Below are 24,585 nucleotides of genomic sequence, written 5' to 3'. Positions count from 1 at the left end.
AGTGCAGGTTAAATTCTAAAAATCTGCGTTTGAATGAAATTCCTAAAATCCCCTATATACGTAAAGCACGAGCAAAATTCTAAAATCCTCGCCGAAGTAAAATTTCAAAATTCTTGCCCGAGCGAAATTTTAAAAATTCCTCTTTATTGCATCATTTCCGCGTCAAATTTTGCATCATCAAAGCTCGCTCCCAAATATTCGCAGGCACTTTTTGCGTCGCGAAGCGCGTTGCCTAAGCAGCTCGTAGCGCCGGGGCTTGGGGTCATATTAAAGATAATCCCCGGATTTTCACCTATTCTAGCTTCGCCTAAAAGCAGCTTTTTTTGCGAGTGTGAAATTACTTGCGGGCGCACGCCGCCAAAGCCCTTGGCATAATAAATATCCTCCTCGCGGATGCTAGGTATGATCTTGCGCGCATTTTTGACGAAAAGCTTTTTGCCTAAAATCGGTATCTCAAAGCCTATATTGCGGATTAAGAAGTCCCTTACCTCGCTATCGCCAAAATTTTGCCAAATGACCTTGGCTACGTCCATGTCAAAATTTAATGACTGAAAAAATTCCGGCACCGAACGACAGCCCTTGTAGCGCTCGAGCTTCGGCATCGTAAGTGCGGTAGGACCAAATCTCGTGCAGCCGTCCGCCAAAAGATCGGGGTCGCCGTGAAGCGCGGCAAATGGAAGCTTTGGGTTTTGCATCATGTAAACCTTGCCATTTAGAAGCTTTTGCTTGGTTAGATAGAAGCTGCCCGCGATGCAAATCGTGCTAAGATCCTGCCCAAGCCCCATTTTGTGCGCCAGCCACAGCGAGTGAGCGCCCGCATCTACGACTACGAAATCGGCGCTTAGAGAGAGTCTATTTGCTGTGCGGATATAGAGCTTATCGCCTACTTTAGTGATGTTTTGCACCTCGGTGTTGAGATACAGATCGCAGGTTTTGCCCTCTACGTTTTTAGCGTTTTGTACGAAGGAATTCGCCATCGCTCCGTAATCGATCGTCGTGTAAACTCCCGATTGCACGCCCATCGCTACGATATCCTCCGCTCGCTCCTCGCCACGCCCGTCAAAAACTAGCTTGGGCTCGATTTTCTTAAGTGCTTCCTTGTCGAAAAGCTGCAGATACGGATAAAGCTCTTTAAATTTCTCAAAGCGCTCTTTAATTAGCTCTACCTCGCTTTCGCCCACGCCAAGAGCCATTTTCTGCCCCTGAAATAAAAATTTATTCTCATATCCGTGCTTTTGGCAATATTTCACGATCATATCCGCCTTGCGCTTGACTTCGGTCGCTTTTTGCAGGTCGTAGTTGGTCTCGATGTCGCCGCAATGAATCGTCTGGGAGTTTGCGCTGGCTTTAGAATTTAGCGTCGCAAGCCCTTCGTATTTTTCAAGTAGAGCGATATTTTCGATCCCGCTAAATTCCGCCAGTACGTACGCTAGCGCGCTGCCCGTGATACCGCCGCCTATGATTATTACTTCGTAATGTTTTTCTTGCATGCCCTTTCCTTATCGAATTTGGCTGCAATTGTGCGAAAATTTCGCTTAAAAGCTAGTTATAAAAGCGTGAATTTAGATGATTTTATATAAAATTCGCACCATTTCACTTTGGGAGTAGTATATGAAAAAATCGATTCTTGTCGGATTAAGTTTGATTATAGCCACGTCGCTGTGGGGCGCGGATAAGAAAATTTATCGCCTTAAGCTAGCTCAGACTTACGAGCTTAGTATGCCTATCGTAGGCGATGTCGCTAAGCGTATGGCAGATCTTGCAGATAGTATGTCTGATGGCAGGCTGAAAATCAGCATCGACGCGCCTAGCAAACATAAAGCGCCTTTTGCGATCTATGATATGGTCAAAAACGGACAATACGATTTAGGCTATACTGCAAGCTACTATTATAAAGGTAAAAATAGCGCGAATATGCTGTTTACGACTGTGCCTTTTGGTATGACGAAAGATGAGCAGCACGCTTGGTATTACTTTGGCGGGGGTAAGGAGCTAGCGGATAAATTCTATGCTAAAAGCAATTTAAAGGTCTTTAATATTCTAAATAGTGGCATGCAGATGGGTGGCTGGTTTAAAAAAGAGATTAATACGCTAGATGATCTAAAAGGGCTTAAATTTAGAATTCCAAGCTTTGGCGGGGAGGTTATGAGCCGCCTTGGCGTCGCAGTCGCTACGATACCGGTAGGTGAGCTATATATGGCGCTAGAGATGGGCACTATCGATGCGGTCGAGTGGGCAAGTCCTAGCTTTGATATACCTCTAGGCTTTCACAAGGTCGCAAATTACTATTATACGGGATGGCAAGAACCCGCTAGCGAGCAGCAGATCGTGATAAATCTACAAACTTGGCAGAAGCTTCCTAAGGATTTGCAAAATATCCTAGAGGCTTCGATCGCAAAGGCGCGCGAATACGCAGAAAACGAGACGTTTTATAAAAACGTAATAATTTGGGACGAGATCAAAAAGAAATATCCGAATGTTCAGATTCGCTCTTTTTCGCCTGAAATTATGCGTGCGCTTCGCAAAGCAACGGATGAAATTTTAGCCGAAGAAAGCGAGAAAAATCCCGATTTCAAAGAGATTTGGGAGAGCCAAAAGGCGTTTTTAGCTAAAGCTAGAACGTGGACGAAGATGGGTGATTTTACATATATCGAAAAAACGGGAGATGTTGAAGCCGAGCAAAATTTCACTGCTTCGGTGAAAAAAATCTCTGTTCCTGAGCCCGTAAATAGCGCAGCCAGTGAGATAAATGCAAGTACTGCCGCTCCAAAAAACGAGGATAATCAGACGAAATAGTGCTTCATTTTTTAGCTGCGTTTTTATGCCGCGCGGCTAAACTAAGCGCCAGATAAAGGTGAATGCGGCTTAAATTTTATCGGCAATTTAGGCGAGGCGCGGGTGATTAAAATGCAGGCGATTTGCTTATTGCAGCTGCGTAGTTTGGCAGTATCTTTAAAATTTTAATTTATGAAAGCGGCGATGAAATTTTATCGCCGCTTTAGCATTTAAGTTAAGGCGCGCAATTTGCATCACTGCGTTTAAAGCCCAATTTAAAAGCCGCTCGGTTGCCGCCGCACAAGGCTAGAATTTTATCAAGCCCTGAGCCTCCTATCTTTTTGCTTTATTCTTTTATCTTTTGCGTTATTTAAGCTTGATGTTCCGCCGTGCTCGCTTGCGAGCGACCATCGCGCTAGGCGAATTAATCTTACTTTTTCATTTCGCGTAGTTAGCGGGGGAGCTTTGGCGAAGCGTGCCAATCTGAAATTTTATTAGTAGCTTTCATAAATTCCACATTTTAAAATTTTGGTGTTTTTGTCTTGCCGATACTGCTTTTGAATGGAATTTGCTTCGGGTTTTCTTTCTATATAAAAGCGGCAAACTTCAAATAAAATGCAAAATTTAAAATTTACACGCTTAAACATCATAAGCAATGAGAATTTAAAATTTTGTCCTTCGGAGATTAAGTACAAAGCGCGTTAGGAAAAATTTTGTAGGTCAAATTTCATTTTAAGCGATTGCAGATTTAAAGCTTGTATGCAAATACTTTTAAAGCCTGCTATAGTTAGAATTTATCACTAAACTAGACGGGCTCAGCCTTGGAATTTCACCGCGCCAATTTTAAAATTTTGCGCGAGTTAGGCTTAAAATTTTAAAATTCAATTCTACCTGCGAAAACTCTTAAATTTCACGGCTTAGAATTTTGTCGCAACGCTATTTTTTGGGATGCGATAAAACTACACGGCATGCAAAGCCGCGTAGAATATTGAGCTAGGCTCGCTGCTGCAAGCCTAGCGAATGTCATAAGCTAAAAAGAGCGCTGCCACAAAGCGCAAAATTTTATTTCAAAGCCTTAAAAAGCTCTGCGCTATCAAGCTGCTCCCACGGGTACTCGTCGTTTCCGACCTGTCCGCGTGCGGCGACGTCGGCGTAGAGAAAGCTTCCTTTGCCCGGGCGATCAAGACCAAATTTATCGATGATCCAGCGCGGAGTGAGCGGGAATTTTTCAAGCACGAAAGCAGATAGCTCATCGTCGCTAGCTGCGCCTAAATTCGTCCCCATGCAATCAACGCTGACGCTGACGGGCTTTGCGACGCCGATTGCGTAGCTAAGTTGGACGATGCATTTTTTCGCGAGCCCCGCCGCGACGATGTTTTTGGCGATATAGCGCGCCGCATAAAGCCCGCTGCGATCGACCTTAGTGTAGTCTTTGCTACTTTGAGCGCCGCCGCCTATAGGGCTGTAGCCGCCGAAGCTATCTACGATTAGTTTGCGCCCCGTTAGGCCGCTGTCGTGAAGCGAGCTGTGATTTACGTAGCGGCCGGTCGGATTGATGTAGATGATAGTCTTGCTTTTGTCGTAAAGCTCCTTCGGAAGTCCCGCCGAATCGATTAAATTTCCGATTAGATCTCGGACGCGCTCTATGCTCATGCTCTCGACGCAGGGCGCGGAAACCACGATGGTATGGATGCTTTGCGGCTTGCACTCCTCAAAATTGCTTTTCGTGCCGTAATCGACGCTAACCTGCGTCTTAATATCGACGCCAAGCTCGTTGGGATGAGATTTTGCGTAGGCATAGACGTGATCGCAAAGAAGCCTCGCGTAGGTGATCGCCGCCGGCATAAAATTTTTCGTCTCGCAGCTTGCGAAGCCGAACATTATGCCCTGATCCCCCGCGCCGATCTCGCCGCCCTCTTGATCAACGCCTTGGTTGATGTCGGGGCTTTGCTGGTTTAAAAATACATCCACTTGCAGATCCTGCGGATGCAGGCACTGTGCGCGCGTAAAGTAGGGGTTGTCGTTGTAACCAATCTCGCTAAGCGCGCCCTTTACGATGTGGCGGTAATCGTCGTGGGTAAAATCGATCTTGGCGTTTACTTCGCCGCCAATTACTACGTGTTTGCCCGCGATGAAAACCTCCGCTGCGACGCGCCCGTTGGGGTCTTGTTTTAAAATTTCATCCACGATGCTGTCTGCGATGATATCGGCGCATTTATCGGGATGTCCTGGGCTTACTACTTCGCTTGTGAAAAGATACATATCTGCTCCTGATTAAAATTTCGGGGCATTTTATCCAACGAGGTTTTAAGATTAACTAAAAATTACGAAATTTCGCCCAAATTTAAATGTGCTTAAATAAAATTTCGATATATTTCAAACGATGTTTTGATTGAAAGGTAAAAAATGAGTTCCATTCAAAAATTAGTAGCTAGCTACAAAGATAAAAATCTAGTCCTGCGCATAGTTACAGGCTTGATAATAGGCGCCATTTTGGGCTTTGCTGCGCGTTCGACGGCAGGCGATATTGCGGCAGAGCACAATTCGTTTTTAATAAACGTAGTAGCTTTTGCGGAAATTTTAGGAAATTTATTCGTAGGCGCCCTTAAAGCGGTAGCTCCGATTTTAGTTTTTATCTTGATTTTAAGCTCGATCGTAAATAAACAATACGGCAGTGCAAGCGGCTTAAAACGCGTGGTCGTCCTATATATTGTAGGCACCTTTTTAGCCTCGTGCGTGGGGGTGGCGACCAGCTTTTTATTCCCTACGGAGCTTGCTCTAAGCAATGTCGGCGCGGCGGAAAATACGGTTCCTGCAAGCGTTTGGATTGTGCTAAAAGATCTGCTTTTTAAGGTCGTAGATAATCCGCTAAACGCTATCGCACACGGAAACTACGTAGGAATTTTAACCTGGGCGATAGGTCTTGGCGTCGCGCTTAAATTTTGTACTAATGAAACAAAGAAAATTTTTACCGATCTGAGCGAAGCGGTAACCAAAATCGTGCAGTTCGTAATCCAACTCGCGCCGTTTGGAATTTTCGGTCTAGTAGCTTCTACTGTGTATCAAACCGGCGTCGATGCGCTGCTTGGGTACGTGCGAATAGTAGTCGTGCTAGTAGGTGCGATGGCGTTCGTAGCCCTCGTGGTAAATCCGCTCATCGTCTTTGCGGTGATTAAGAAAAATCCATATCCGCTCGTATTTACCTGCTTGCGCGAAAGCGGCCTCACGGCGTTTTTCACCCGCAGCTCGGCGGCGAATATCCCCGTAAATTTAAATTTATGTAAAAAGCTCGGTATCAGCGACGAGCTAAGCTCGATCTCGATCCCTTTGGGAGCTACGATAAATATGGCGGGCGCTGCGGTGGTAATCGCGATCTTGGCGCTTGCTGCAGCTCATACGCTTGGCGTGCGCCCCGATTTTTGGACAGCGCTACTGCTTTGCGTGGTCTCGGCGGTCGGTGCGTGCGGCGCTAGCGGCGTGCCAGGCGGCTCATTGATGCTGATACCGCTTGCGTGTTCGCTCTTTAATATCTCAAACGATATCGCAATGCAGGTAGTCGCGATCGGCTTCATCATCGGCGTGATTCAAGACTCAGTAGAGACCGCGATCAATAGCTCCACGGACGTGATTTTTACGGCGATCGCGTCGCAAAGTATGCAAAAATAACTCACCTTAAAATTTTACCGCGAATCCCGCTGGAGCGGCGGATCTCGCGGTTTTTAAAATTTTACTTATTCTTTTTTGATAAAATTATCCAAAAATTTTAAAAGGAAATCGATGAATTGGAATTTAGGCGAGCTATTTGCAAACGAAGCTGAATTTAGCGGCGCGATAGATAGCGCGGCTACGCAGGCTAGGGATTTTGAAGCTAAATTTAAAGACAAGCTGCACGCTCTTGGCGCGGAGGAATTTTTAGGCGCGCTTGAGCTTTATGAGAGCATCAGCGAGCAGATCGGCAAGATAATGAGCTTTGCGCATCTAAGATTCGCGCGAGATACGAGCCTTGGGGCGCAGCAAGCCAAGACGGAGCAGGCTTGCAACGACATTTCGCAGAGCCTACTTTTTTTCGAGCTCGAGTTTAACGAGCTTGATGCCGCAAAACAGGACGAGTTTATCGCAGGAAGCGGGAGATTTAAATATTATTTGAGCTTGCTTAAGCAGCGCAAGGCCCACCAGCTAAGCTTGCCGCAAGAAAGCGTGCTTTTAAAAACTTCGCCCGTAAGCGGCGAGGCATTTTCGCGGCTTTTTGACGAGAGCATGGCGCGGATGAGCTTTGATTTTCGCGGGCGAAAGCTAGGCGAGGAGGAAATTTTAAGCCTGCTTCATAGCTCCGATCGCGAGGTGCGAAAGGACGCCGCAGCCTCGCTAAGTGCGGTGCTAGAGCAAAATTCCCACCTGCTTGGCTACATCTACAATATGATCAAAACCGATCTTAAAATTCGCTGCGAGCTGCGCGGCTACGATAAAGCCGAGGCGGTGATGCATGAGGAAAATCAGATAAACATCGCAAGTGTCGATGCGCTGATCGCAGAGACGGAGCGAAGCTTTGATCTAGTCGGCAAATTTTACGCTAAAAAGCGCGAAATTTTAGGCTACGACGCGCTGTATGATTACGACAGATACGCGCCGCTCGGTAGCGACGAGAGCGAGTTTAGCTTTGAGCAGGCTAAGCAGATCGTGCTTGCGGCGTTTGAAAAATTTAGCCTGAAATTTAAGCAGATCGCGCTGATCGCGTTTGAGCGAAACTGGATCGACGCGATGCCCGCGCAAAATAAGCAAAGCGGCGCATTTTCGCATTCCGGCTCGCGTGATACGCACCCTTTCGTGCTTTTAAATTTTACCCGTAAGCGCCGCGACGTATTTACCCTCGCGCACGAGCTGGGGCACGCGATACATCAGTATCTAAGCTACGGCGTGGGCTATTTTAACTCCTTTACGCCGCTAACGACGGCAGAGACCGCGTCGGTTTTCTGCGAGATGCTGGTGTTTGATTATATGCGCGAAAATTTTTCAAATTTAAACGGCTCGCTAAATTTAAAAAGTGCCGCCGCCTCCGACAGCTCGCAAAATTTAAAGCGCGGCGCTTCGCAAGAGGCCCTGGTCGGTGAAATTCCAAACGAGCGCGCCGTAAAAAACTCCGCCTCGCAAGACTCTGCGGGTTCGTGCGAGCTTGCTGCGAGCGATACGGATACGCCCTCGCAGACTGCAAACGATAAAGCCGCGCTGCGAGCGATGCTTGCGGCAAAAATCGAAGATATCTTCGCGACGCTTTACCGCCAGATCGGATTTACGACCTTTGAGCGGCGTGTGCATGCGAGCGCGGATGAGCTAAGCGTTGAGCAGGTGGGTGAGCTGTGGATGGAGGAGTCGCGCAAGATGTTTGCGGGCGAGCTAATCTTGCAGGATCATTACAAAAGCTGGTGGAGCTACATCCCGCACTTCATTCACACACCGTTTTACTGCTACTCCTACGCCTATGCGCAGCTTTTGGTGCTCGCGCTTTACGGGCTGTATAAGAGCGGCAGGCTCGAAAATTTCGTTCAAATTTACACGGAGTTTTTAAGCTCGGGCGGCAGCGACGCGCCGCAAAAGCTAGTGGCAAAATTCGGCTTTGACATCAATAAAAGCGAGTTTTGGCGCATCGGCATAGAGCAGGTCGCGGCGCTTGTAGATGAGTTTGTGAGGGGTTAGGATGATAGATAAAATTTTAAAAGACGATAAATTTATCGCTGCGAGTAGTGCAAATATAGGCGCGGTTTTGGATTACGTTTTGGCTCTTGGGTGCGGATTTGGCATCGTTGCGAGGACGGATCAGATAAAATTTGACCCGCCGCTACCGGAGGAAATTTTAAAAAGCTTCAAAATGCCCGCGATCTTTTTGCAGCTGGAGGAATACACGCTTTCTAGCGCGCACCTTAGCAAGGATGAGCTGGTTTTCGAGGCGGGATTTGGACCGCAAGATTTTGCAAGCACGCTTAGCGTGCCGTTTTACGCGGTCTTGCAGATCGTCGTGGACGGCAAGCCTATCGCGGTAAATTTTTCTCGTCCCGAGTCTGAGTGGCTTAAACGCGAAAAATCGCGTAAAATTTTCTCAAAATGAGTAATATTTTAGAAGGGCTTAATTCCGCTCAGCGCGAGGCTGCGAGCCACGTGGACGGAGCGATGTTAATCTTAGCGGGTGCTGGTAGCGGCAAAACTAAAACGATCACCGCGCGCCTTGCTTACTTGCTCTCAAACGGCGTGCCTGCGGAAAATACTCTCACGCTTACGTTTACGAACAAAGCCGCCGCTGAGATGCGCTCGCGAGCGCTTAATCTGATAAGCGGGCTAAATTTAAGCGGCGTGCCGCTTCTGTGCACCTTTCATAAATTCGGGCTTTTGTTTTTGAAATTTCATATTAGCGAGCTTGGACGCAGCGCAAACTTCCAAGTAATCGATACCGACGATAAGAAAAAGATCATCAAGGGCTTTGAAATAAATTTGCCCACGTCGCTATTGGCGGCTAAAATTTCAACCTACAAAAATTCTCTGATCGGCCCCAAAGATATCGACGAGCTTCTAAAGGGCGAAGAGGATGAGCTAAGCAGGATGTATAGCGGATTTTACGCGCATTGCGCTGATGCATATAAACGCTACGAGGCGTATTTGGCGGCGAATAATCTTGTGGATTTTGATGATCTACTGATCTTGCCTTATAAAATTTTAAGCGCCAATGAGCGGCTATGCGATGAAATTTCACGCCGTTACGCCTATATCACGGTGGATGAGTATCAGGACACCAACGACATTCAATTCAAACTACTGAAAAAGCTCTGCGCTGCGCATGAAAACCTCGTGGTGGTAGGCGATGACGATCAGAGTATCTACGGCTGGCGCGGCGCACGGATAGAAAATATTCTAAATTTTAAAGATCAGTTCTCAAACGTGAAATTTATCAAGCTCGAGCAGAACTACCGCTCCACGGATGAAATTTTAAATGCCGCCAACGAGCTCATCTCGCATAACAAAAACCGCCTCGGCAAGAGCCTTACTAGCATGAACGGCGGCGGCGAAAAGATCGAAATTTTGCGTTCAGACGAGGAGAGTATCGAGGCGGCAAAGATCGCAGAAGCTATCAAAAAGCTTCTTTCAAGCGGCGTAGCGCCCTCTCAAATCGCCGTGCTTTACCGCGTAAACGCTCTTTCGCGCGCGCTGGAAGAGGGGCTGAATCGCGCTAAAATCCCGTATAAAATGGTAGGCGGCGTGAAATTTTACGAGCGCGCCGAGATCAAGGATACGATCGCCTATCTGCGCTTAGTAAACGACGAGCACGACGACTTTTCGATGAGGCGGATCATAAACGTGCCCAAGCGCGGCATCGGCAAGGTCTCGCTGGCGAAGCTCGAGGAACTTTCGCACTTGCGGCTCATAAGTCTATTCGACGCGTTTAGCGAGCCTGATGCGGGGCTTAGCGCCAAGGCGGCGCAGGCTCTAGCCGAGCTTAAAAGCGGCATCGCTTCTATTTCCGCACTAGCGGATACTATCAAAAAAATAGACGCGCTGGAGCCCGCTTTTGGGCTAAAGGCTTACTATGCCTCGCTTCCGGACGGCGCCGACCGCGTAGCGAACATCGACGAGTTTTTGGCTATGCTAAAGGACGAAGCGAGCAATAAGCCCGATTTTGATCTGGCGGAATTTTTAAACGAGCTGAGCCTTCTTAGCGATCAGGACGCCATTATGGGCGATGCGATAAACATAATGAGCGTGCACGCAAGCAAGGGGCTTGAGTTCGAGCATCTTTTCGTAATCGGGCTGGAGGAGGGCTTTTTCCCGCTATTGGGCGACAGTAGCGACATCGAGGAGGAGCGCAGGCTCGCATACGTAGCGATCACGCGCGCCAAGCGCACGCTTACGCTTAGCTTTGCCGCTAGCCGCTTTTATCGCGGCAAGCGCGAGAGGCTCGATGCTAGCAGATTTATAGCCGAGGCGGGTTTGGTGGCTAAAGAGCCGCCGCGCGAGCAAAGTAGCGGCTTTAACAAGGGCGAGCTGATCAAACACAAACTCTTTGGCATCGGACAGATCACGGCGGTAAACGGCGACCGACTCACGATAAATTTCGGCGGAATTTCACGCGTGATAATGTCAAATTTCGTAGAAAAGATCGGCGCTTATGAATAGATTGTTTTTGGCTGATAAGCCCGCGGGCATCGGCAGCAATAAATTTTTAAGCGCTCTTAAGCGCAAATACGGCGTGAAAAAGGCGGGCTTTAGCGGCACGCTCGATCCCTTCGCAAGCGGCGCGCTGATCGTGGCGTTCGGGCAATACGCGCGCTTTTTTAGGTTTTTGAAAAAGGAGCCAAAAGTTTACGCCGCGACGCTGTGGCTGGGCGCACAAAGCCCAAGCGGCGATAACGAAAACATAGGGCGCGTGGAGCAAATCCCGCCGATTTCGCGCGAGGTTTTAGACGCTGCGATGGCGCAAATGCGCGGCGAGATAAAATTTATCCCGCCCGCTTTCAGCGCCAAGAAAATTGACGGCGTACGCGCATACAAGCTCGCTCGCGCGGGCGAAGAGGTGAGCCTAAAAGAGACCTCGATGCGGGTTTTTTATGCCGAAATTTTAAGCTACGCTCATCCATTCGTGAGCTTTCGCGTTGCGCTTAGCGAGGGCGGCTACGTGCGCTCTTTCGCGCAAATTTTAGCAGAAAAGCTAGGCGTTTGCGGTACGCTAAGTGCGCTTAGACGGCAGAGCGAGGGGGCTTTTTGTTTGAAAGATCCGCGCTTTGCGGATGAGGCGGCGCTAAATCCGCTCGAGTTTTTGGACCTCGCGCCGAACTTTTACGACGGCGACGCTCGCGACGTGATCCTGGGCAAAAAGCTTGCCGCAAAGGATCTAGCGAGCCGCGCAGACGGGCGCTATCTGCTTATATGTGGCGATTTTTACTCGATCATCGAGATAAGCTCGGGCGAGGTGAGGTATCTTTGGAACGACGTTCCGATCGCAGGCGGCGCGTTTTAATCAGCGGCTCCAGCCTGCGGCGGAATTTTGGCGGTTCGAGTTTGAAATTTTGAAGCGATCATAAATACGGCGCGTTTTAAATTTGCTCGCATAGGACGCCGCCCTGCGCGGTTAAATTTTATCGTGCGGAGCAGCGGGCGAGCGATCACGCTTTTTCGTTGCGCACAGATCGCAGATCGGCATCGGGCGGAGTAAATTTAAAATTTAAATGCGGCTAGGCAGGCGACGCTCGCTTGTGAAAAGAAATAAATCCGTGAGGGTAAATTTAAACGCGGCGGAACGGCGTTTTGATTTGCTTTTCGGTGCGCGATGACGACGCGCCGCGCGATTAAAATTTCGCGATTTAAAAAGCGCGCAGGTTGGACCTTATCGCGGCGCAGCAAGCGGCCTGTGTCGAATGAAATTCTAGCTCGCGGCGGTGCATGTACGCGCCGACGGGTTTGATTTTGCAGCGGGCGGCGTACCGTTAAGTTAAATTTACGACTTAGCGCAGCGCAGCTAGAATTTTGCTGGCTTGGAATTTTAATCGCTAAGATAGATTTGCGCCGCGGATTGAAATTCCGCCGCATGCGTCGCAGATTTAAATTTCCGCGCTTTATAAAATTTACGTATCGGGCGCCACGATCGCGGGTTAAATTCCGCGGCGCGCACTTCACGGCACGCAGTTTTAAATTTTGATTGCACTGGACGGGGCGTGCCGCAGGCTGAAATTTAACTCGCGCGCGGATTGAAATTTTAATCGCGTTAGATGGGCTTGCCGTGAGCTAAATTTAACGCAAGCGCGCCAAAGCGCAGAAGGAGTAAAATTTTGAAAGCCTATGCAAAGATCAATGTTTTTTTAAAAGTCGTCGGCACGCGCGGCGGCTACCACGAGATCGCCTCGCGCTTCGTGCTGCGCAAGGAGCTGTTTGATGAGATAAGCTTCGAGCGCGCGAGCAGCTTTGCGCTTGAATGCGGCGCCGCGCAGATCACAAATAATATAATTTTAAAGGCCAAGGCGGCGCTTGAGCGGGCGGGCTTTGCGCGCGAGCTTGCGGATTTTTTCAGCTCGCACAAGATCGTGCTTAAAAAACATATTCCGATCGGTGCGGGTCTTGGAGGCGGCAGTAGCGATGCGGCGGCGTTTTTGCGGCTTGCGAACGAAGAATTAAGCTTAAAAATTCCGCGCGAGCGGCTTATAGCGATCGCGCAAAATATCGGCGCAGACGTCGCGTTTTTTGTTAGCGGGCTGGAGGCCGCAAACGTGCGCGGCATCGGCGAGATCATCGAGCCTTTCGAGGACCTCTTGCCGGCGATCGAAATTTTAACGCCCGCGATCTTTTGCTCCACCGGCGCGGTTTATAATGAGTTTCGCGCAAGCTTTATGCAAAATATAAACGCCGCGCAGGCGCAAGAGATGTTGCGTTTAAGCAGTGAGCAGCTGCTAGCGCGATATGACGGCTTTACGTTAAATGATCTTTTCGCGCCGTGCATAAAGCTATATCCGCAGATGAGCAAGTATCGCGATATGTTTCTAAGCGGCAGCGGCAGCAGCGTGTTTTTCTTAAAATAAGAATTCCAAGGCGCGCGGTTAAAATTTAAAAGCTAAATTTAAAGATAAAATTTAAAATTTCGCTCGCCCGCTTTTAAATTTAAGCAAAAACGGGCTAAGCTTAGGGTCAAATTTAGAAGGAAAAAGATGAAAGAACTGAGTAAAAATCGCAAGGCATTTCACGATTTTACGATACTTGAAAGCTTTGAAGCGGGCATCGTGCTAAAGGGCAGCGAGGTCAAAGCTCTGCGAGCGGGCAGGGGCAATCTCAAAGATAGCTTCTGTCGCGTGATCCGCGGCGAGCTGTTTTTGCTAAACGCCCATATCAGCTATCTTGAAAGCACCAACGCCCACTTTCGTCCAGACGAAGGGGCAGTGCGAAAGCTTTTGATGCACAGAAAGCAGATCGACAAGCTGCTTGGCGCGGTTAGCAAAGAGGGCCTTACCATCGTGGTTTTGTCGCTGTATCTCAATGATAAAAACCGCGTAAAGGCGCGTATCGCTTTGGCTAGTGGCAAAAATCTGCACGATAAGCGCGAATCGCTAAAGCGCAAGGAAGCCGACCGCGAAGCGCAAAGCGCGATGAAGCGATACGACAAGCATTCATTTTAAATTCACAAAACTTTGGTTAAAATGCGGGCTTAAATTTAAACCCGAAGGAAATGCAATGAAGAAATTTTTACTATTATGTTTGGCGATTTTTGTCTTAAGCGGCTGCGGAGATGATTCGCAGAAAAAGACGGGCTCTGCTGGCGTAGATCCTACCGCGAGTGAGAATCAGATGGCAAAAAATTCCGCTCAAGATAAAAATGGCGAGCGTATTGGCGGAGAGAGCGGCGAGGAGGTAGCTTTTACGCCGTTTAAAACGGGCGAACGATTTACGCTTAAAAGCGTCGTAGGCGGCGAGGTAACGATTGAGCGGACAGAAAAGGGCTTTAAGCTCGCGGACAGCGATAAAATTTTAATGTTTGATATTTTCGGTACGTACTGCCAGCCGTGCCGCATCGAAGCGCCGCATTTGATGGACTTTCAGCTAAAAAATTCCGCGGATTTTCTGATGGTCGGCTTGATTTATTTTGAGGATATTACCGATGCGCAGGTGATCGAAAATTTTACGAAAAAGTTTAACGCATATTATTTCATCTCCAATTCAAAACAAAACGAGCGCATAGTGGGTCAAATTTTAAGCGACATCGATTATCGCCACGCGCTTTCGATCCCTTTTAAGGTGGTGCTTAAAGACGGAAAATATCAAAGGCTTACCGACATTAACGAGGGCGATGAGCGGGGCAAGCCGTATTACTTAGGCATGGTCGATACCGATGTGATAAAAAGCGATATCGCCAGGATAAAAAATGGCAACTAAAACCGGCGTGCAGATTCGCACTCGCGCCAAAACAAAATCTTTCGTGCCTCGCCCGTATAAGGTGATTTTACTAAACGACGACGTGACGACGATGGATTTCGTGGTTTATATTTTGATGGAGATTTTCGCCAAAAACTTTAACGACGCCGTAGATTTAATGATGAAAGTTCATAAGCAGGGTCGCGCGGTTTGCGGCGCGTATCCCAAAGAGATAGCCGAGTGCAAGCAACAAGCGGTTTTACAAGCGGCAAAGGCCGCAGGATTCCCTCTTAGATGTGAGATCGAAGAGGATTAAATTTAAAGGAAAGCAATGATAGGATTTTTTTTAAACAAACATTTTGAACAAGCAATCAGCGTCGCAAATGACGGCGAGGACGAATACATTACTACTTCGCACGTAGTTTATGCGATTTTTAAATACAATAAGCCCTTTCATGGGCTCATTGCTAAAGAAATTCCGGATATTAACTACCTAAATATCTTGGATAATCTGGGCGGGCTTTTGGATATGATGCCTAAATCAAGCGGCAAGGCTCCGGCGCAGACGATAGAATTTAAGCAGTTCTATACTGAATTAAATAATGCTAAAGAGCCTAAAAACGAGCTTGATTTTATGCTTAAAATTCTAAATGATAAGGAAAACGACTGCACTAAAATTTTAAATCACTACGGTATCAATGCCGCGATTTTTGAACTCATCGTGCGAAAGTACAAATCCGCTTTCGATCACCGCGACGAGGTCGTTTCTCGCGACGAAGCCGCAGCGATTAAGCTAAACTCATACGATATCGATGATATCACGCATGCGATGAATTACGACGAAAGCCGTAGGCAGTGGCAGAATACGGAATTTGAGCCTGCGTTTGAGGGCGAAAAGGACGCGATAAACGAGCGCGATATTAAAAAGGATTCGCCTAGCTCGCTTTATACAGCAAACCTCAATAAAATCGCACTTGAGGGTAAGATCGATCCACTCATCGGACGCGAAAAAGAGATCGAAAAGACGCTGCAAACCCTCTGTCGCCGCAAGAAAAACAATCCGATCTTAGTGGGCGAAGCAGGAGTTGGTAAAACCGCGATCATCGAGGGTATCGCGCTAAAAATCGTCCGCGGCGAAGTGCCAGAGAAGCTAAAAAATAAGGTAATTTACGCCCTTGATGCTGGCGCGCTGATCGCAGGAACTACGCTGCGTGGGGAGTTTGAAGAGAGACTAAAAGATCTCATAGACGAGTTTAGCGCTAATCAAAACGCGATTTTATTTATCGATGAAATTCACACGATCGTTGGTGCAGGCACGGGCAATCGCAACGAACTTGATATGTCAAACATCCTAAAACCTTCGCTTGCAAGCGGCGAGCTATCGGTCATCGGCGCTACTACATACGGCGAATATCGCTCGTTTTCGCAGGATAAAGCGCTTAGCCGCAGGTTTTGCAAAATCGACGTGAGCGAGCCTAGCATTGACGATAGCGTCGAAATTTTAAAAGGCGTAGCCAAAAAATATGAGGAATTTCACGGCGTAAAATTTAGCGACGAAATTTTGCGAGATAGCGTAACGCTTGCTAAAAAATATCAAAGCGATAAATTCCTTCCCGACAGCGCCATTGATCTCATCGACGAGGTGGGCGCTAGCTTTGCGTTTAAACCGCACGAAGCTCCGCTTGAAATCAGTAAGGACGATTTGGTAAATACGCTTTCGATTAGCGCGAATATTGCAAATTTAAGCAGTAGCGTCGATAATAAACAGGTACTAAAAAATCTGGAAGCCAATATCAAGCGTGAAATTTTCGGTCAAGATGAAGCGGTTAGCAGCCTTTGCAAGGCACTTTTGCGCTCTTACGCCGGGCTTGGAGGCGCAAGCTCCCCAATCGGCGTATTTTTATTTGCAGGTAGCAGCGGTGTGGGCAAAAGTGAGCTAGCCAAGGTCTTAGCCGCGCAGCTTGGAGTGCATTTTGAGCGCTATGATATGAGCGAATATATGGAAGCTCACAGCGTTTCTAGGCTCATCGGAGCACCTCCCGGATACGTGGGCTTTGAAAACGGTGGAATTTTAACAAACAACATCAAAAAGCACCCCTACAGCGTCATTTTATTTGATGAGGTAGAAAAAGCTCATCCTAGCATGACGAATATTTTTTTAGGAATTTTCGATAACGCAAGCCTTACCGATAATAACGGCGTTACGACCGATTTTAAAAATACGATCATAATAATGACGTCGAATTTAGGTACGAAAGAAGCGCCGCAGGTCGGATTTACAAAGGATGAGAGCTATAAAGTAGATAGCGCCATAAGAAGCTTTTTTGCGCCGGAATTTCGCAACCGCATCGATAAAATCATAAATTTTAACCGCTTAAGCGGCGAAATTTTAGAAAAGATCGTGGATAAAACTATCGGCGAGCTAGAGTCGCAGCTAAAAAACGTAAAGATTAGTCTAAACAAGGAAGCAAAAGATTTGATTATCTCGCGCGGCTATTCGGACGAGTTTGGCGCGCGAAACCTAAAGCGCGAGATCAGCTCGCAGATCAGTGATCATATAAGCGGCGAGCTGCTTTTTGGCGCGCTGCAAGAGGGCGGCTTAGTTAGCGTGAGCGTAAAAGATGGCGAGCTAAGCTTTAGCTTTGCTTCTACGCCTTTGCCACAGATAGAAAAAAAGCAACCTGCACTAGCTCAAAGCAGTGTCGTTAAATAATGGCTCGATTTTACGATTTTCCAGATCCCATGGATGCGCCCGGTTTTGCGCCGCTTGCAAGTGGCGGCGATCTGAGCGAGGATTGCTTGCTTAGCGCTTATAGCGCAGGGATATTTCCGTGGTTTAACGAGGATGAGCCGATTTTATGGTGGTCGCCCGATCCGCGCGCAGTGCTTGATCCGCGCGAAGTGCGCGTGCAAAAGTCCATCAAGCCCTATCTGAAGCGATATGAAGTAAAATTTGACGCGAATTTTAAGGGCTTCATCGAGCGCTGCAAAGACGTACGAAAAAAAGAGAGCGACGGCACGTGGATCAGCGAGCAGATCGTGCAGGCTTACTCGCGTTTAGCAGCAGACGGCTACGCTCACAGCGTCGAGACATACGAGGACGGCGAGCTTGTGGGTGGGCTATACGGGCTAATTTTTGGGCGTGTGTTTTGCGGCGAGAGTATGCTGAGTCTAAAGAGCAACGCTTCAAAAGTAGCGCTGATTAGGCTTTGTGAGGTGCTTGCAAATTTCGGCTTTTTAATCGATTGTCAGATTATGAACGAGCATCTGAAATTTATGGGTGCTAAAGAGATGCCGCGAGCGGAATTCCTTGCTCTATTTGCTGAGCTTAGCGCGCAAGATAGCGGCTTTGAGCGCTTCGCGGATCTTAAAGTTCCGCGCGGAGCGCAGCATTGAGTCAAAGCTTGAGATGCGGCAGCACGAAAAACGCGCGAAATTTAGAATTTTAAAGAAATAAGATGTGGCAAAGAGATAAAAGCTCCTCAGTCGGTATGATTATCGTGATGTTTATATTCGTGCCGGCGGCGCTTTTTGTATTTTTGGCGATTTTATATTTTTGGGGCAGCACCGAGCGCAAGTTACCGCGTCTGGACGTCAACGAAACCAACAGCGCGATCCGCGGCGCGATAATCGCAAAAGACAACTACGTCGCGGCAAATTCCGTCAAACTCTACAAAGTTAGCGTCGATGCACGCAGCATCGATAAAAACAAGCTTGATCTTTTCGTGCGGCTTTATTGCATCTATACGGGCGATAGCGAAAAGCGTGTCAAAAGCGCGATCGAGGGCTCTAGCGGTACGACCGTGCTGTCGTATAAAATCGACGCCAAAACCGCCGTGCATCTAAAAGAGCTTGCGTATAAGCTAAATTTAAAAAAGGTATTCGTTAGCTTTATGGGCTCAAACGGCAGGCTAAATCCGCCTATCCGCATGAGCGTGAGCGAAAGCGGCGAAAAGCGCAGTTACAATGTCGGCGATTCGCTCACTCCGTTAATCGGCTATATCAATAAAAAAGAGGTTGATGGTATCACCAAGGTTAGCGGAATTAAGGGGATCGAGAAGTACTATGAGTATTATCTAGCGCCGGTTAGAGATGAGTTTATCGTGGGTCCGCGCGATATCGGCGGCAATATCATTCTAGAGCGCAGTAGCAAAAAAACGGGCAGGATCGACGGCTATAACGTCCGTTTAAGCGTGCCACTAACGCTGCAAAGAAAGATAGAGCACCTAAGCGATGAGGGCTCTGATAATTACGATGCGCGAGAAATCGTGGTAGGCATTATGAACTCCAAAACGGGCAAAATTTTATCCCTCGCGACCAATGCCCGCTATGATCCCTCAAATATAACAAAAAACGATCTTAAGAATTTAAATTTTACCGCGAGCGAATACGCCTACGAAGTGGGCTCGATTATGAAGCCGATAATTTTCGCAATCGCCTATGATGCCAAAGCCGTCAAACCGGGCGAGATCATCAACACCTATAACGGCAGCTATAAGCTTGGTACTCGCACGATCCGCGACACGCACCCGGCTAAGCAGATGAGCGGCGAGGAGATCATTATCCACAGCTCAAACATAGGAATGATTAAAATTTCAGAGCGACTGGAGGGGCAGGCTATTTATGACGGGCTTATGAACTTTGGTATGTCGCAAAAAACGGGCATTGATCTGCCGTATGAGCAAAGTGGAAATATCCCAAGCATCAAAAGCCTGAATAATAAAATTTACAAAGCCACGATCAGCTACGGCTACGGTGCGCAGATGACCTTCCTTCAGATGCTCAATGCCTATACCGTCTTTAACAACGGCGGCGTCATGATTAGCCCGCGCCTAGTCGAAAATCTCGAAAATAACGGCAAAACTTACATCGTCAACGAAAGTGAAACCCGCCAGGTCATCTCTAAACCTACCGCTGATGTAATAAAAGGAATTTTAATCAAAACGGTTGAGAGTGGCACGGGGCGTAAGGGGCGAGTGGCGGGGCTGCAAATCGGTGGCAAGACGGGCACTGCGCGCATCGCCAAGGGAGGCGGCTATTCGAGCGCCTATAACAGCTCGTTTTTCGGCTTTGCCAACGACGCGGACACCAGCTACACGATCGGCGTTTTGGTGCGCGAGCCTAAAAGGGGCAGCTACTACGCCGCTCAAAATGCGCTGCCGATCTTTAAGCGGGCGGTAGGAATTTTGATTGAGGAGGGCTATCTAAAGCCCGCAGCCGACGCAAACGCCACGCAAAAGGTCGAAATCAAGGATGAGGCAGTTGAAATTAAAGATTAAATTTGCTAAATTTCGCGAGGTTTTTTGAAATTTTGCGGCTTGCGGCGACGAAAATTCGTGGAATTAGGCGCGGCTTTTTGAAATTTTACGGCGTTTAAATTTTACGGCGCGGAATTTTGGCGGCATAGAATTTATCGGCGCAAAATTTTAACGGTACGGTGATGGAATTTTATCGTAACGCGGGATTTTGGCGCGGTAGTAAAATTTTATCACGGCTTGAAATTTTGCATGGCGCCGCTTACTGCGCTAAGGCAGCGAATTTTTATCACAATACGAAATTTTGCCGCGGCGTAAAATTCTGTATCACGACAAAATTTTAAATTTGCCGCCGCGCAAGTAACGCAAGCAAAATGGCGAGCGAGCTTGCAGCGTTAAGTTTTAAGACGCGCAATGCGAGCATGAAATTTAGCGAGTTTGAGAGCGGAATTTAACGATGAAATTTAACGTAAAGAAAAGAGGAAAATATGAAAGCAAATGAGGGAAAAATGAAAATAGCGATAATCGGACTTGGCTACGTGGGGCTTCCTTTGGCGGCGGCGTTTGCGGCGAAGCACGAAGTGGTGGGCTTTGACGTAGCTAGGGACCGCATAGACGAGCTGCGCGGCGGGCATGATCGCACGCTGGAGCTTAGCGACGAGGAGCTTGCTGCGGCGATTCAAAACGGGCTAAAATTTAGCGCAAATCTAGATGATATGAGGCAGAGCAATTTTTATATCGTGTGCGTGCCGACGCCCGTAGATAGGCTAAATCGCCCCGATCTTACGCCGCTAATCAAGGCCAGCGAAAGCGTCGGAGCCGTGCTTAAAAAGGGCGACATCGTCGTGTATGAAAGCACCGTCTATCCGGGCGCTACGGAGGAGGACTGCGTACCGGTGCTGCAGCGCACGAGCGGGCTTAAATTTAACCGCGATTTTTTCTGCGGATATTCGCCCGAGCGGATAAATCCTGGCGATAAAATTCACACCGTCACTAAGATCAAAAAGATCGTCTCGGCAAGTACCGCGGAGGCTTTGGACGTCGTAGATAGCGTATATCTTAGCATACTTCAAAACGGCACCTTTCGCGCCAGCAGCATAAAGGTCGCCGAGGCCGCAAAGGTGATCGAAAACACCCAGCGCGACATCAATATCGGTTTTATTAACGAGCTTGCGATCCTGTTTGGTAAACTCGGTATCAACACCAACGACGTCATCGACGCAGCGGCTACGAAGTGGAATTTCTTAAGCTTCCGTCCGGGGCTTGTGGGCGGACACTGCATCGGCATCGATCCGTATTATCTGGCGCAGAAGGCGACCGAGGTGGGCTATCATCCTGAAATCATCCTCTCAAGCCGCCGTATCAACGACAATATGGGAAGCTACGTCGCTACGGAGGTCGTCAAGATGATGATAAAATACGACGAAAAGGTAAAAGGCGCGAAGGTCTTGATCTTGGGACTGACGTTTAAAGAAAACTGCCCCGACACCCGCAATACGCGCGTCGTGGATATGATAAACGAGCTTAAAAATTTCGGCTGCGAAGTAAGCGTCTATGATCCTTGGGCGAGCGCCACCGACGCTAAGAGGTACTACGACATCGATCTGCTGCAAAAGCCCGATTTGCGCAAATTTGACTGCGTCGTAATCGCCGTGGCGCATAAGCAATTTTTCGAGCTTGATTACGCGGGTTCGCTGGTTTACGACGTGAAAAACGTCTATAAAGACGCACAAGGAAAGCTCTGAAATTTAGCCGAGGTTTAAATTTAGACTTCTAAATCAGTAGCTTAGCGGGGATAAGGATGAATGAAGCAAGGCTTGAAAAGTTAAAGAGGCTTTTAGATGGGCGGCGTCAGAATTTAGAGCAAGGCTTGCAGGAAAATTCTGATGCTCAAAATTCCAATGCCTTAATTTTAATAAAGGAGATATAGATGAGTAGAGGAAGTGTTGATAAAAGGTGTACTTATTACAGGTGGTTTTAAATCGCTACAAGAATATTCTGATTTGCCAAAAGCTACTAAAGGAATACAATGAAAAACCCGCTTTACTACGTAGATTATTGGTATGATTTGATTAAATTCGGCTTTGATCGGAAGCATACTTTTATAACGCTAATCGTTGTTTGCGTTTCATTTATCGCACCGATACTTCTCTTGTACTCCTACTCTATCGTACCAAGTACTCAAAGCATAAGAGATCCATTCGTATTTTCCGGTACTATAAAAGAACTTAAAAGGCACAAAGGACATTATCGTACGAAAGCCAATTGTGTAGTGTCAATCCAAAATAATAATAAAATCATCACTAGACGCTTTGTAGATGTAAAAATTTCAGAAGGAACATATATTTGTGATATATTTTTTAAAGAATATGTATTTAATCGATGTATAATCATAAATATGTCTGATTTTGTATTGAATAAGCTGAGCCGCTGCGATGATGGTTTGGTTTTATTTAAAGATACGACAAACATGAGCTATCTCTACAAAGGAAGAAAAACTAGCGTTATAGCTGGTATAATTTTAGTTCTAATAGCTTTTATATTTACTTTCAAGCTTCATATAGAATATAAAAAATCCAAACTAAAAGATTAAATTTAATCTCTAAATTTACAGTGCCTGCGCGAGTATAAATTTCGCAAAATCCTCGCGAGAGTTCGGGCATTTGCACACTTCGTAGTATTCGTAATTCAGCTCGCGCGCAAGCTGTCTATAAAAAATATCTAATTCGAAATTCGTTTCTGAATTATCCACGCAAAATGCGATCGGAAATATGAGCGCTTTTTTGCTTTTTAAATTCCGCAAAACGTCTGCGATATTGGGCTGTAGCCACTTCACGGGACCTAGGCGGGATTGATATGCCAAAATTATCTCTTTAAATTTAATCCCGCGCGCAGCCAGCAGATCTTTTAAAATTTTTACGTGCGCTTCTACCTGCGCCTCGTAAGGATCGCCCGCGGCGATAATTTTTAGCGGCAGCGAATGGGCGGAAAATATGAGTGAAATTTGCGAAATTTCATCCGCGCTAAATTTTGCGACGCAGCTTGCGATTAAATTTAGTAAAATTTCGTTGTAAGCGGCGCTGTCGTAGAAGATGTCAATGGTTTTATAATTTTTTATACCGAGCCGTTTAAGCGCCGCTTCGGCAGAGCACAGGCTCGATTGCACCGTAGTTTTCGAGAAGTGCGGATACAAAGGCATCAAAATTATCTCGTCAAAATCCGCATATTTTTTAAACACATCCTCCGCAAATGGCGGCGTGTAATTCATCGCATAATCGCAAATTAGCTCGTCTATCGGTTTTTCATCCTGCGGCATCTCGTTTTGCGGCAGCTCGCCATGCGTCGGGACGTCTTGCGACGGCTTGCTCTGCGATGAAACGTCTTGCGACGGCTCATTTGCAGCGCTTACACTCGCCGCATTTTCAAATTTTAACTCCGCGCCGAATTTTGCTCGCGCTAGTTCATTTACACGCTCGCAAAGAGCGGCGGTGATGGAGCATATCGGCGAGCGTCTGCCCAGTTTTTCGTAGTTGCTACGCGCCGCCGCCGCTCTACTTCTTACGATGAGTGCGGCTAAAACGCTGCGCCAAAAATCGCTCTTAACGCCCAAAATAAAGGGGTCGTTAAACATATTTTTTAAAAAAAGCTCAACCTCGCTCAGATTGTTCGGACCGCCCATGTTGAGCAAAATTAAAGCTTTTCTCATGAGATGATTTCTCTGATTTTTATCGCATCCTCTACGCTTGCAAGACCTGCATTAGTACTGCTGTCGCACATCTCGCAAAACGCTTCGTGTTCACGCCGTAGCGAAAAGTCATCGCGATCGACGCGCAGATTCACGCGCCCGTCAGGCGTAATTTTAAAAAGAGTTATTGAGATTAGATCGCCGAAATATACGCCGCTGTCGGTGCAAATTTCGATACCGTGGCGTCTGATAGGATAGAGATTGGACTGCATTAGCGTGCAATAGCAGCCGCTTTTTGTGTGAAGCGTAGCGCATGCGGCTAGAGTGCGCTCTTTAGAGATATTTTTGCTAAGTTCTATGCAGGCGATCTCGCTGTGAGAAAGCAGTCGCACAAGATCGATATCTCTAAAAAGGGCATTGGCGACGATATCCGCTCTATCGTCGTTTGCAAAACCGCTTACAAAGCTCATCGAAAAAATTTTATCCCCCTTGGCTAGCTCGCGTAGCAAGGATACGATGACAGGATTGTAGCGGTCGGAGTAGCCTACGGCTAGGCGCGTACCGTTAGTGGTGACTGCGTAGTTTATCTCTCTAGCTTCGGCTAGGCTTTGTGCGAGCGGAGATTCTACAAAGATATTTTTGGTAAACGGCAGGCATTTTAAAATCAGCTCTTTATGCGATGGCGGGGGAGCCGTGATGACTACGGCATCGGGCTTAGCGACGTTAAAAAGATCGGTTAGATTATCAAAGATCGGATAGCGCGGGCCGAAATTTTCACTGCTGCCCTTATGATAAAGCGCTACAAGCTCGAAATAATCGCTCCTTCTTAGCTCGCTGAAGTGCTTTTGACCAAGCTCGCCCATGCCTATGATCGCTATCTTTTTTTTCATCGCCATGCCCTAAATTTAATCTTTTGCGCCATTATAACTAAGAATGGTTAAAATTTATAATTTTTAAAATCTAATTTAGCTAAAATGCGCCTTTAAAATTTAACTT

20 protein-coding genes are annotated in these 24,585 nt (G+C 47.3%); 16 read left to right on the top strand and 4 right to left on the bottom strand.

The features are described 5' to 3' along the window. Positions 1 to 143: 143 nt before the first annotated feature. Positions 144 to 1,490 (bottom strand): FAD-dependent oxidoreductase, encoded by a 1,347-nt coding sequence (locus Q0460_RS01225; protein ID WP_299083852.1) that lies wholly within the window; start codon positions 1,488 to 1,490, stop codon positions 144 to 146. A 121-nt stretch (positions 1,491 to 1,611) separates the two neighbouring features. Here Q0460_RS01225 and Q0460_RS01220 point away from each other — a divergent pair, with 121 nt between their 5' ends. Next, positions 1,612 to 2,796 (top strand): TRAP transporter substrate-binding protein, encoded by a 1,185-nt coding sequence (locus Q0460_RS01220; RefSeq protein WP_298104950.1) that lies wholly within the window; start codon positions 1,612 to 1,614, stop codon positions 2,794 to 2,796. 1,041 nt (positions 2,797 to 3,837) lie between these two features. Here the strand turns inward: Q0460_RS01220 and metK are convergent. Then, positions 3,838 to 5,037, bottom strand: coding sequence for a methionine adenosyltransferase (gene metK, locus Q0460_RS01215; RefSeq protein ID WP_299083848.1), 1,200 nt, complete (start codon positions 5,035 to 5,037; stop codon positions 3,838 to 3,840). 144 nt (positions 5,038 to 5,181) lie between these two features. On the opposite strand from metK, the gene sstT reads away from it, so the two are divergent. From sstT to Q0460_RS01140, 15 genes are all read left to right on the top strand, one after another. After that, complete coding sequence (gene sstT / locus Q0460_RS01210; protein ID WP_299083845.1) at positions 5,182 to 6,441, top strand: serine/threonine transporter SstT; 1,260 nt, start codon at positions 5,182 to 5,184, stop codon at positions 6,439 to 6,441. A gap of 111 nt (positions 6,442 to 6,552) precedes the next feature. Next, positions 6,553 to 8,466 (top strand): M3 family oligoendopeptidase, encoded by a 1,914-nt coding sequence (locus Q0460_RS01205; protein ID WP_299083842.1) that lies wholly within the window; start codon positions 6,553 to 6,555, stop codon positions 8,464 to 8,466. A 1-nt stretch (position 8,467) separates the two neighbouring features. After that, positions 8,468 to 8,875 carry a hypothetical protein gene (locus tag Q0460_RS01200; protein WP_295151442.1) on the top strand — a complete coding sequence of 136 codons (408 nt, stop codon included), beginning with the start codon at positions 8,468 to 8,470 and terminating at the stop codon, positions 8,873 to 8,875. After that, entirely contained in the window at positions 8,872 to 10,932 is a 2,061-nt protein-coding gene (locus Q0460_RS01195; protein ID WP_299083839.1) for an ATP-dependent helicase, read from the top strand. The genes Q0460_RS01200 and Q0460_RS01195 overlap by 4 nt, the downstream gene beginning before the upstream one ends. Next, positions 10,925 to 11,773 carry a tRNA pseudouridine(55) synthase TruB gene (gene truB / locus Q0460_RS01190; RefSeq protein ID WP_299083836.1) on the top strand — a complete coding sequence of 283 codons (849 nt, stop codon included), beginning with the start codon at positions 10,925 to 10,927 and terminating at the stop codon, positions 11,771 to 11,773. The genes Q0460_RS01195 and truB overlap by 8 nt, the downstream gene beginning before the upstream one ends. 808 nt (positions 11,774 to 12,581) lie before the next feature. Next, complete coding sequence (locus Q0460_RS01185; RefSeq protein ID WP_299083833.1) at positions 12,582 to 13,325, top strand: 4-(cytidine 5'-diphospho)-2-C-methyl-D-erythritol kinase; 744 nt, start codon at positions 12,582 to 12,584, stop codon at positions 13,323 to 13,325. Between the two features lie 126 nt (positions 13,326 to 13,451). Beyond that, a complete protein-coding gene (smpB, locus tag Q0460_RS01180; protein WP_298027415.1) occupies positions 13,452 to 13,916 on the top strand; it encodes an SsrA-binding protein SmpB in 465 nt (154 codons plus the stop codon). A gap of 55 nt (positions 13,917 to 13,971) precedes the next feature. Continuing rightward, entirely contained in the window at positions 13,972 to 14,670 is a 699-nt protein-coding gene (locus Q0460_RS01175; RefSeq protein ID WP_299083830.1) for a TlpA family protein disulfide reductase, read from the top strand. Beyond that, positions 14,660 to 14,965: an ATP-dependent Clp protease adaptor ClpS gene (locus tag Q0460_RS01170; RefSeq protein WP_005871755.1), complete on the top strand. Its 306-nt coding sequence runs from the start codon at positions 14,660 to 14,662 to the stop codon at positions 14,963 to 14,965. The genes Q0460_RS01175 and Q0460_RS01170 overlap by 11 nt, the downstream gene beginning before the upstream one ends. A 15-nt stretch (positions 14,966 to 14,980) precedes the next feature. Next, on the top strand, positions 14,981 to 17,362 hold the full coding sequence (locus Q0460_RS01165; protein ID WP_291936643.1) for an AAA family ATPase: 2,382 nt from the start codon (positions 14,981 to 14,983) through the stop codon (positions 17,360 to 17,362). Continuing rightward, entirely contained in the window at positions 17,362 to 18,045 is a 684-nt protein-coding gene (aat, locus tag Q0460_RS01160; protein ID WP_299083827.1) for a leucyl/phenylalanyl-tRNA--protein transferase, read from the top strand. Before Q0460_RS01165 ends, aat begins: the two co-directional genes overlap by 1 nt. 62 nt (positions 18,046 to 18,107) lie before the next feature. Further along, entirely contained in the window at positions 18,108 to 19,928 is a 1,821-nt protein-coding gene (locus Q0460_RS01155; RefSeq protein WP_299083824.1) for a penicillin-binding protein 2, read from the top strand. Between the two features lie 485 nt (positions 19,929 to 20,413). Continuing rightward, positions 20,414 to 21,649, top strand: a complete 1,236-nt coding sequence (locus Q0460_RS01150) for a nucleotide sugar dehydrogenase (RefSeq protein ID WP_299083822.1) — start codon at positions 20,414 to 20,416, stop codon at positions 21,647 to 21,649. Positions 21,650 to 21,705: 56 nt separating this feature from the next. After that, positions 21,706 to 21,834 (top strand): hypothetical protein, encoded by a 129-nt coding sequence (locus Q0460_RS01145; protein ID WP_291936652.1) that lies wholly within the window; start codon positions 21,706 to 21,708, stop codon positions 21,832 to 21,834. Positions 21,835 to 21,933: 99 nt separating this feature from the next. After that, positions 21,934 to 22,497 carry a hypothetical protein gene (locus Q0460_RS01140; protein ID WP_291936655.1) on the top strand — a complete coding sequence of 188 codons (564 nt, stop codon included), beginning with the start codon at positions 21,934 to 21,936 and terminating at the stop codon, positions 22,495 to 22,497. A 15-nt stretch (positions 22,498 to 22,512) separates the two neighbouring features. Here Q0460_RS01140 and hemH read toward each other — a convergent pair whose 3' ends face one another. Both hemH and Q0460_RS01130 read right to left on the bottom strand, forming a co-directional pair. Beyond that, positions 22,513 to 23,610, bottom strand: a complete 1,098-nt coding sequence (gene hemH / locus Q0460_RS01135; protein WP_299083819.1) for a ferrochelatase — start codon at positions 23,608 to 23,610, stop codon at positions 22,513 to 22,515. Further along, complete coding sequence (locus Q0460_RS01130; RefSeq protein ID WP_297881396.1) at positions 23,607 to 24,479, bottom strand: Gfo/Idh/MocA family oxidoreductase; 873 nt, start codon at positions 24,477 to 24,479, stop codon at positions 23,607 to 23,609. Before Q0460_RS01130 ends, hemH begins: the two co-directional genes overlap by 4 nt. Between the last annotated feature and the right edge of the window lie 106 nt (positions 24,480 to 24,585).

The sequence above is a fragment of the uncultured Campylobacter sp. genome (genome assembly GCF_937980635.1).
Lineage (GTDB): Bacteria > Campylobacterota > Campylobacteria > Campylobacterales > Campylobacteraceae > Campylobacter_B.
This window is presented reverse-complemented; position numbering and strand designations above follow the sequence as displayed.

What these genes read in the sequence shown, in the direction of transcription:
- Q0460_RS01225 (WP_299083852.1), bottom strand. Translation starts at nt 1,490, where the DNA reads ATGCAAGAAAAACATTACGAAGTAATAATCATAGGCGGCGGTATCACG.
- Q0460_RS01220 (WP_298104950.1), top strand. Translation starts at nt 1,612, where the DNA reads ATGAAAAAATCGATTCTTGTCGGATTAAGTTTGATTATAGCCACGTCG.
- metK (WP_299083848.1), bottom strand. Translation starts at nt 5,037, where the DNA reads ATGTATCTTTTCACAAGCGAAGTAGTAAGCCCAGGACATCCCGATAAA.
- sstT (WP_299083845.1), top strand. Translation starts at nt 5,182, where the DNA reads ATGAGTTCCATTCAAAAATTAGTAGCTAGCTACAAAGATAAAAATCTA.
- Q0460_RS01205 (WP_299083842.1), top strand. Translation starts at nt 6,553, where the DNA reads ATGAATTGGAATTTAGGCGAGCTATTTGCAAACGAAGCTGAATTTAGC.
- Q0460_RS01200 (WP_295151442.1), top strand. Translation starts at nt 8,468, where the DNA reads ATGATAGATAAAATTTTAAAAGACGATAAATTTATCGCTGCGAGTAGT.
- Q0460_RS01195 (WP_299083839.1), top strand. Translation starts at nt 8,872, where the DNA reads ATGAGTAATATTTTAGAAGGGCTTAATTCCGCTCAGCGCGAGGCTGCG.
- truB (WP_299083836.1), top strand. Translation starts at nt 10,925, where the DNA reads ATGAATAGATTGTTTTTGGCTGATAAGCCCGCGGGCATCGGCAGCAAT.
- smpB (WP_298027415.1), top strand. Translation starts at nt 13,452, where the DNA reads ATGAAAGAACTGAGTAAAAATCGCAAGGCATTTCACGATTTTACGATA.
- Q0460_RS01175 (WP_299083830.1), top strand. Translation starts at nt 13,972, where the DNA reads ATGAAGAAATTTTTACTATTATGTTTGGCGATTTTTGTCTTAAGCGGC.
- Q0460_RS01170 (WP_005871755.1), top strand. Translation starts at nt 14,660, where the DNA reads ATGGCAACTAAAACCGGCGTGCAGATTCGCACTCGCGCCAAAACAAAA.
- Q0460_RS01165 (WP_291936643.1), top strand. Translation starts at nt 14,981, where the DNA reads ATGATAGGATTTTTTTTAAACAAACATTTTGAACAAGCAATCAGCGTC.
- aat (WP_299083827.1), top strand. Translation starts at nt 17,362, where the DNA reads ATGGCTCGATTTTACGATTTTCCAGATCCCATGGATGCGCCCGGTTTT.
- Q0460_RS01155 (WP_299083824.1), top strand. Translation starts at nt 18,108, where the DNA reads ATGTGGCAAAGAGATAAAAGCTCCTCAGTCGGTATGATTATCGTGATG.
- Q0460_RS01150 (WP_299083822.1), top strand. Translation starts at nt 20,414, where the DNA reads ATGAAAATAGCGATAATCGGACTTGGCTACGTGGGGCTTCCTTTGGCG.
- Q0460_RS01145 (WP_291936652.1), top strand. Translation starts at nt 21,706, where the DNA reads ATGAATGAAGCAAGGCTTGAAAAGTTAAAGAGGCTTTTAGATGGGCGG.
- Q0460_RS01140 (WP_291936655.1), top strand. Translation starts at nt 21,934, where the DNA reads ATGAAAAACCCGCTTTACTACGTAGATTATTGGTATGATTTGATTAAA.
- hemH (WP_299083819.1), bottom strand. Translation starts at nt 23,610, where the DNA reads ATGAGAAAAGCTTTAATTTTGCTCAACATGGGCGGTCCGAACAATCTG.
- Q0460_RS01130 (WP_297881396.1), bottom strand. Translation starts at nt 24,479, where the DNA reads ATGAAAAAAAAGATAGCGATCATAGGCATGGGCGAGCTTGGTCAAAAG.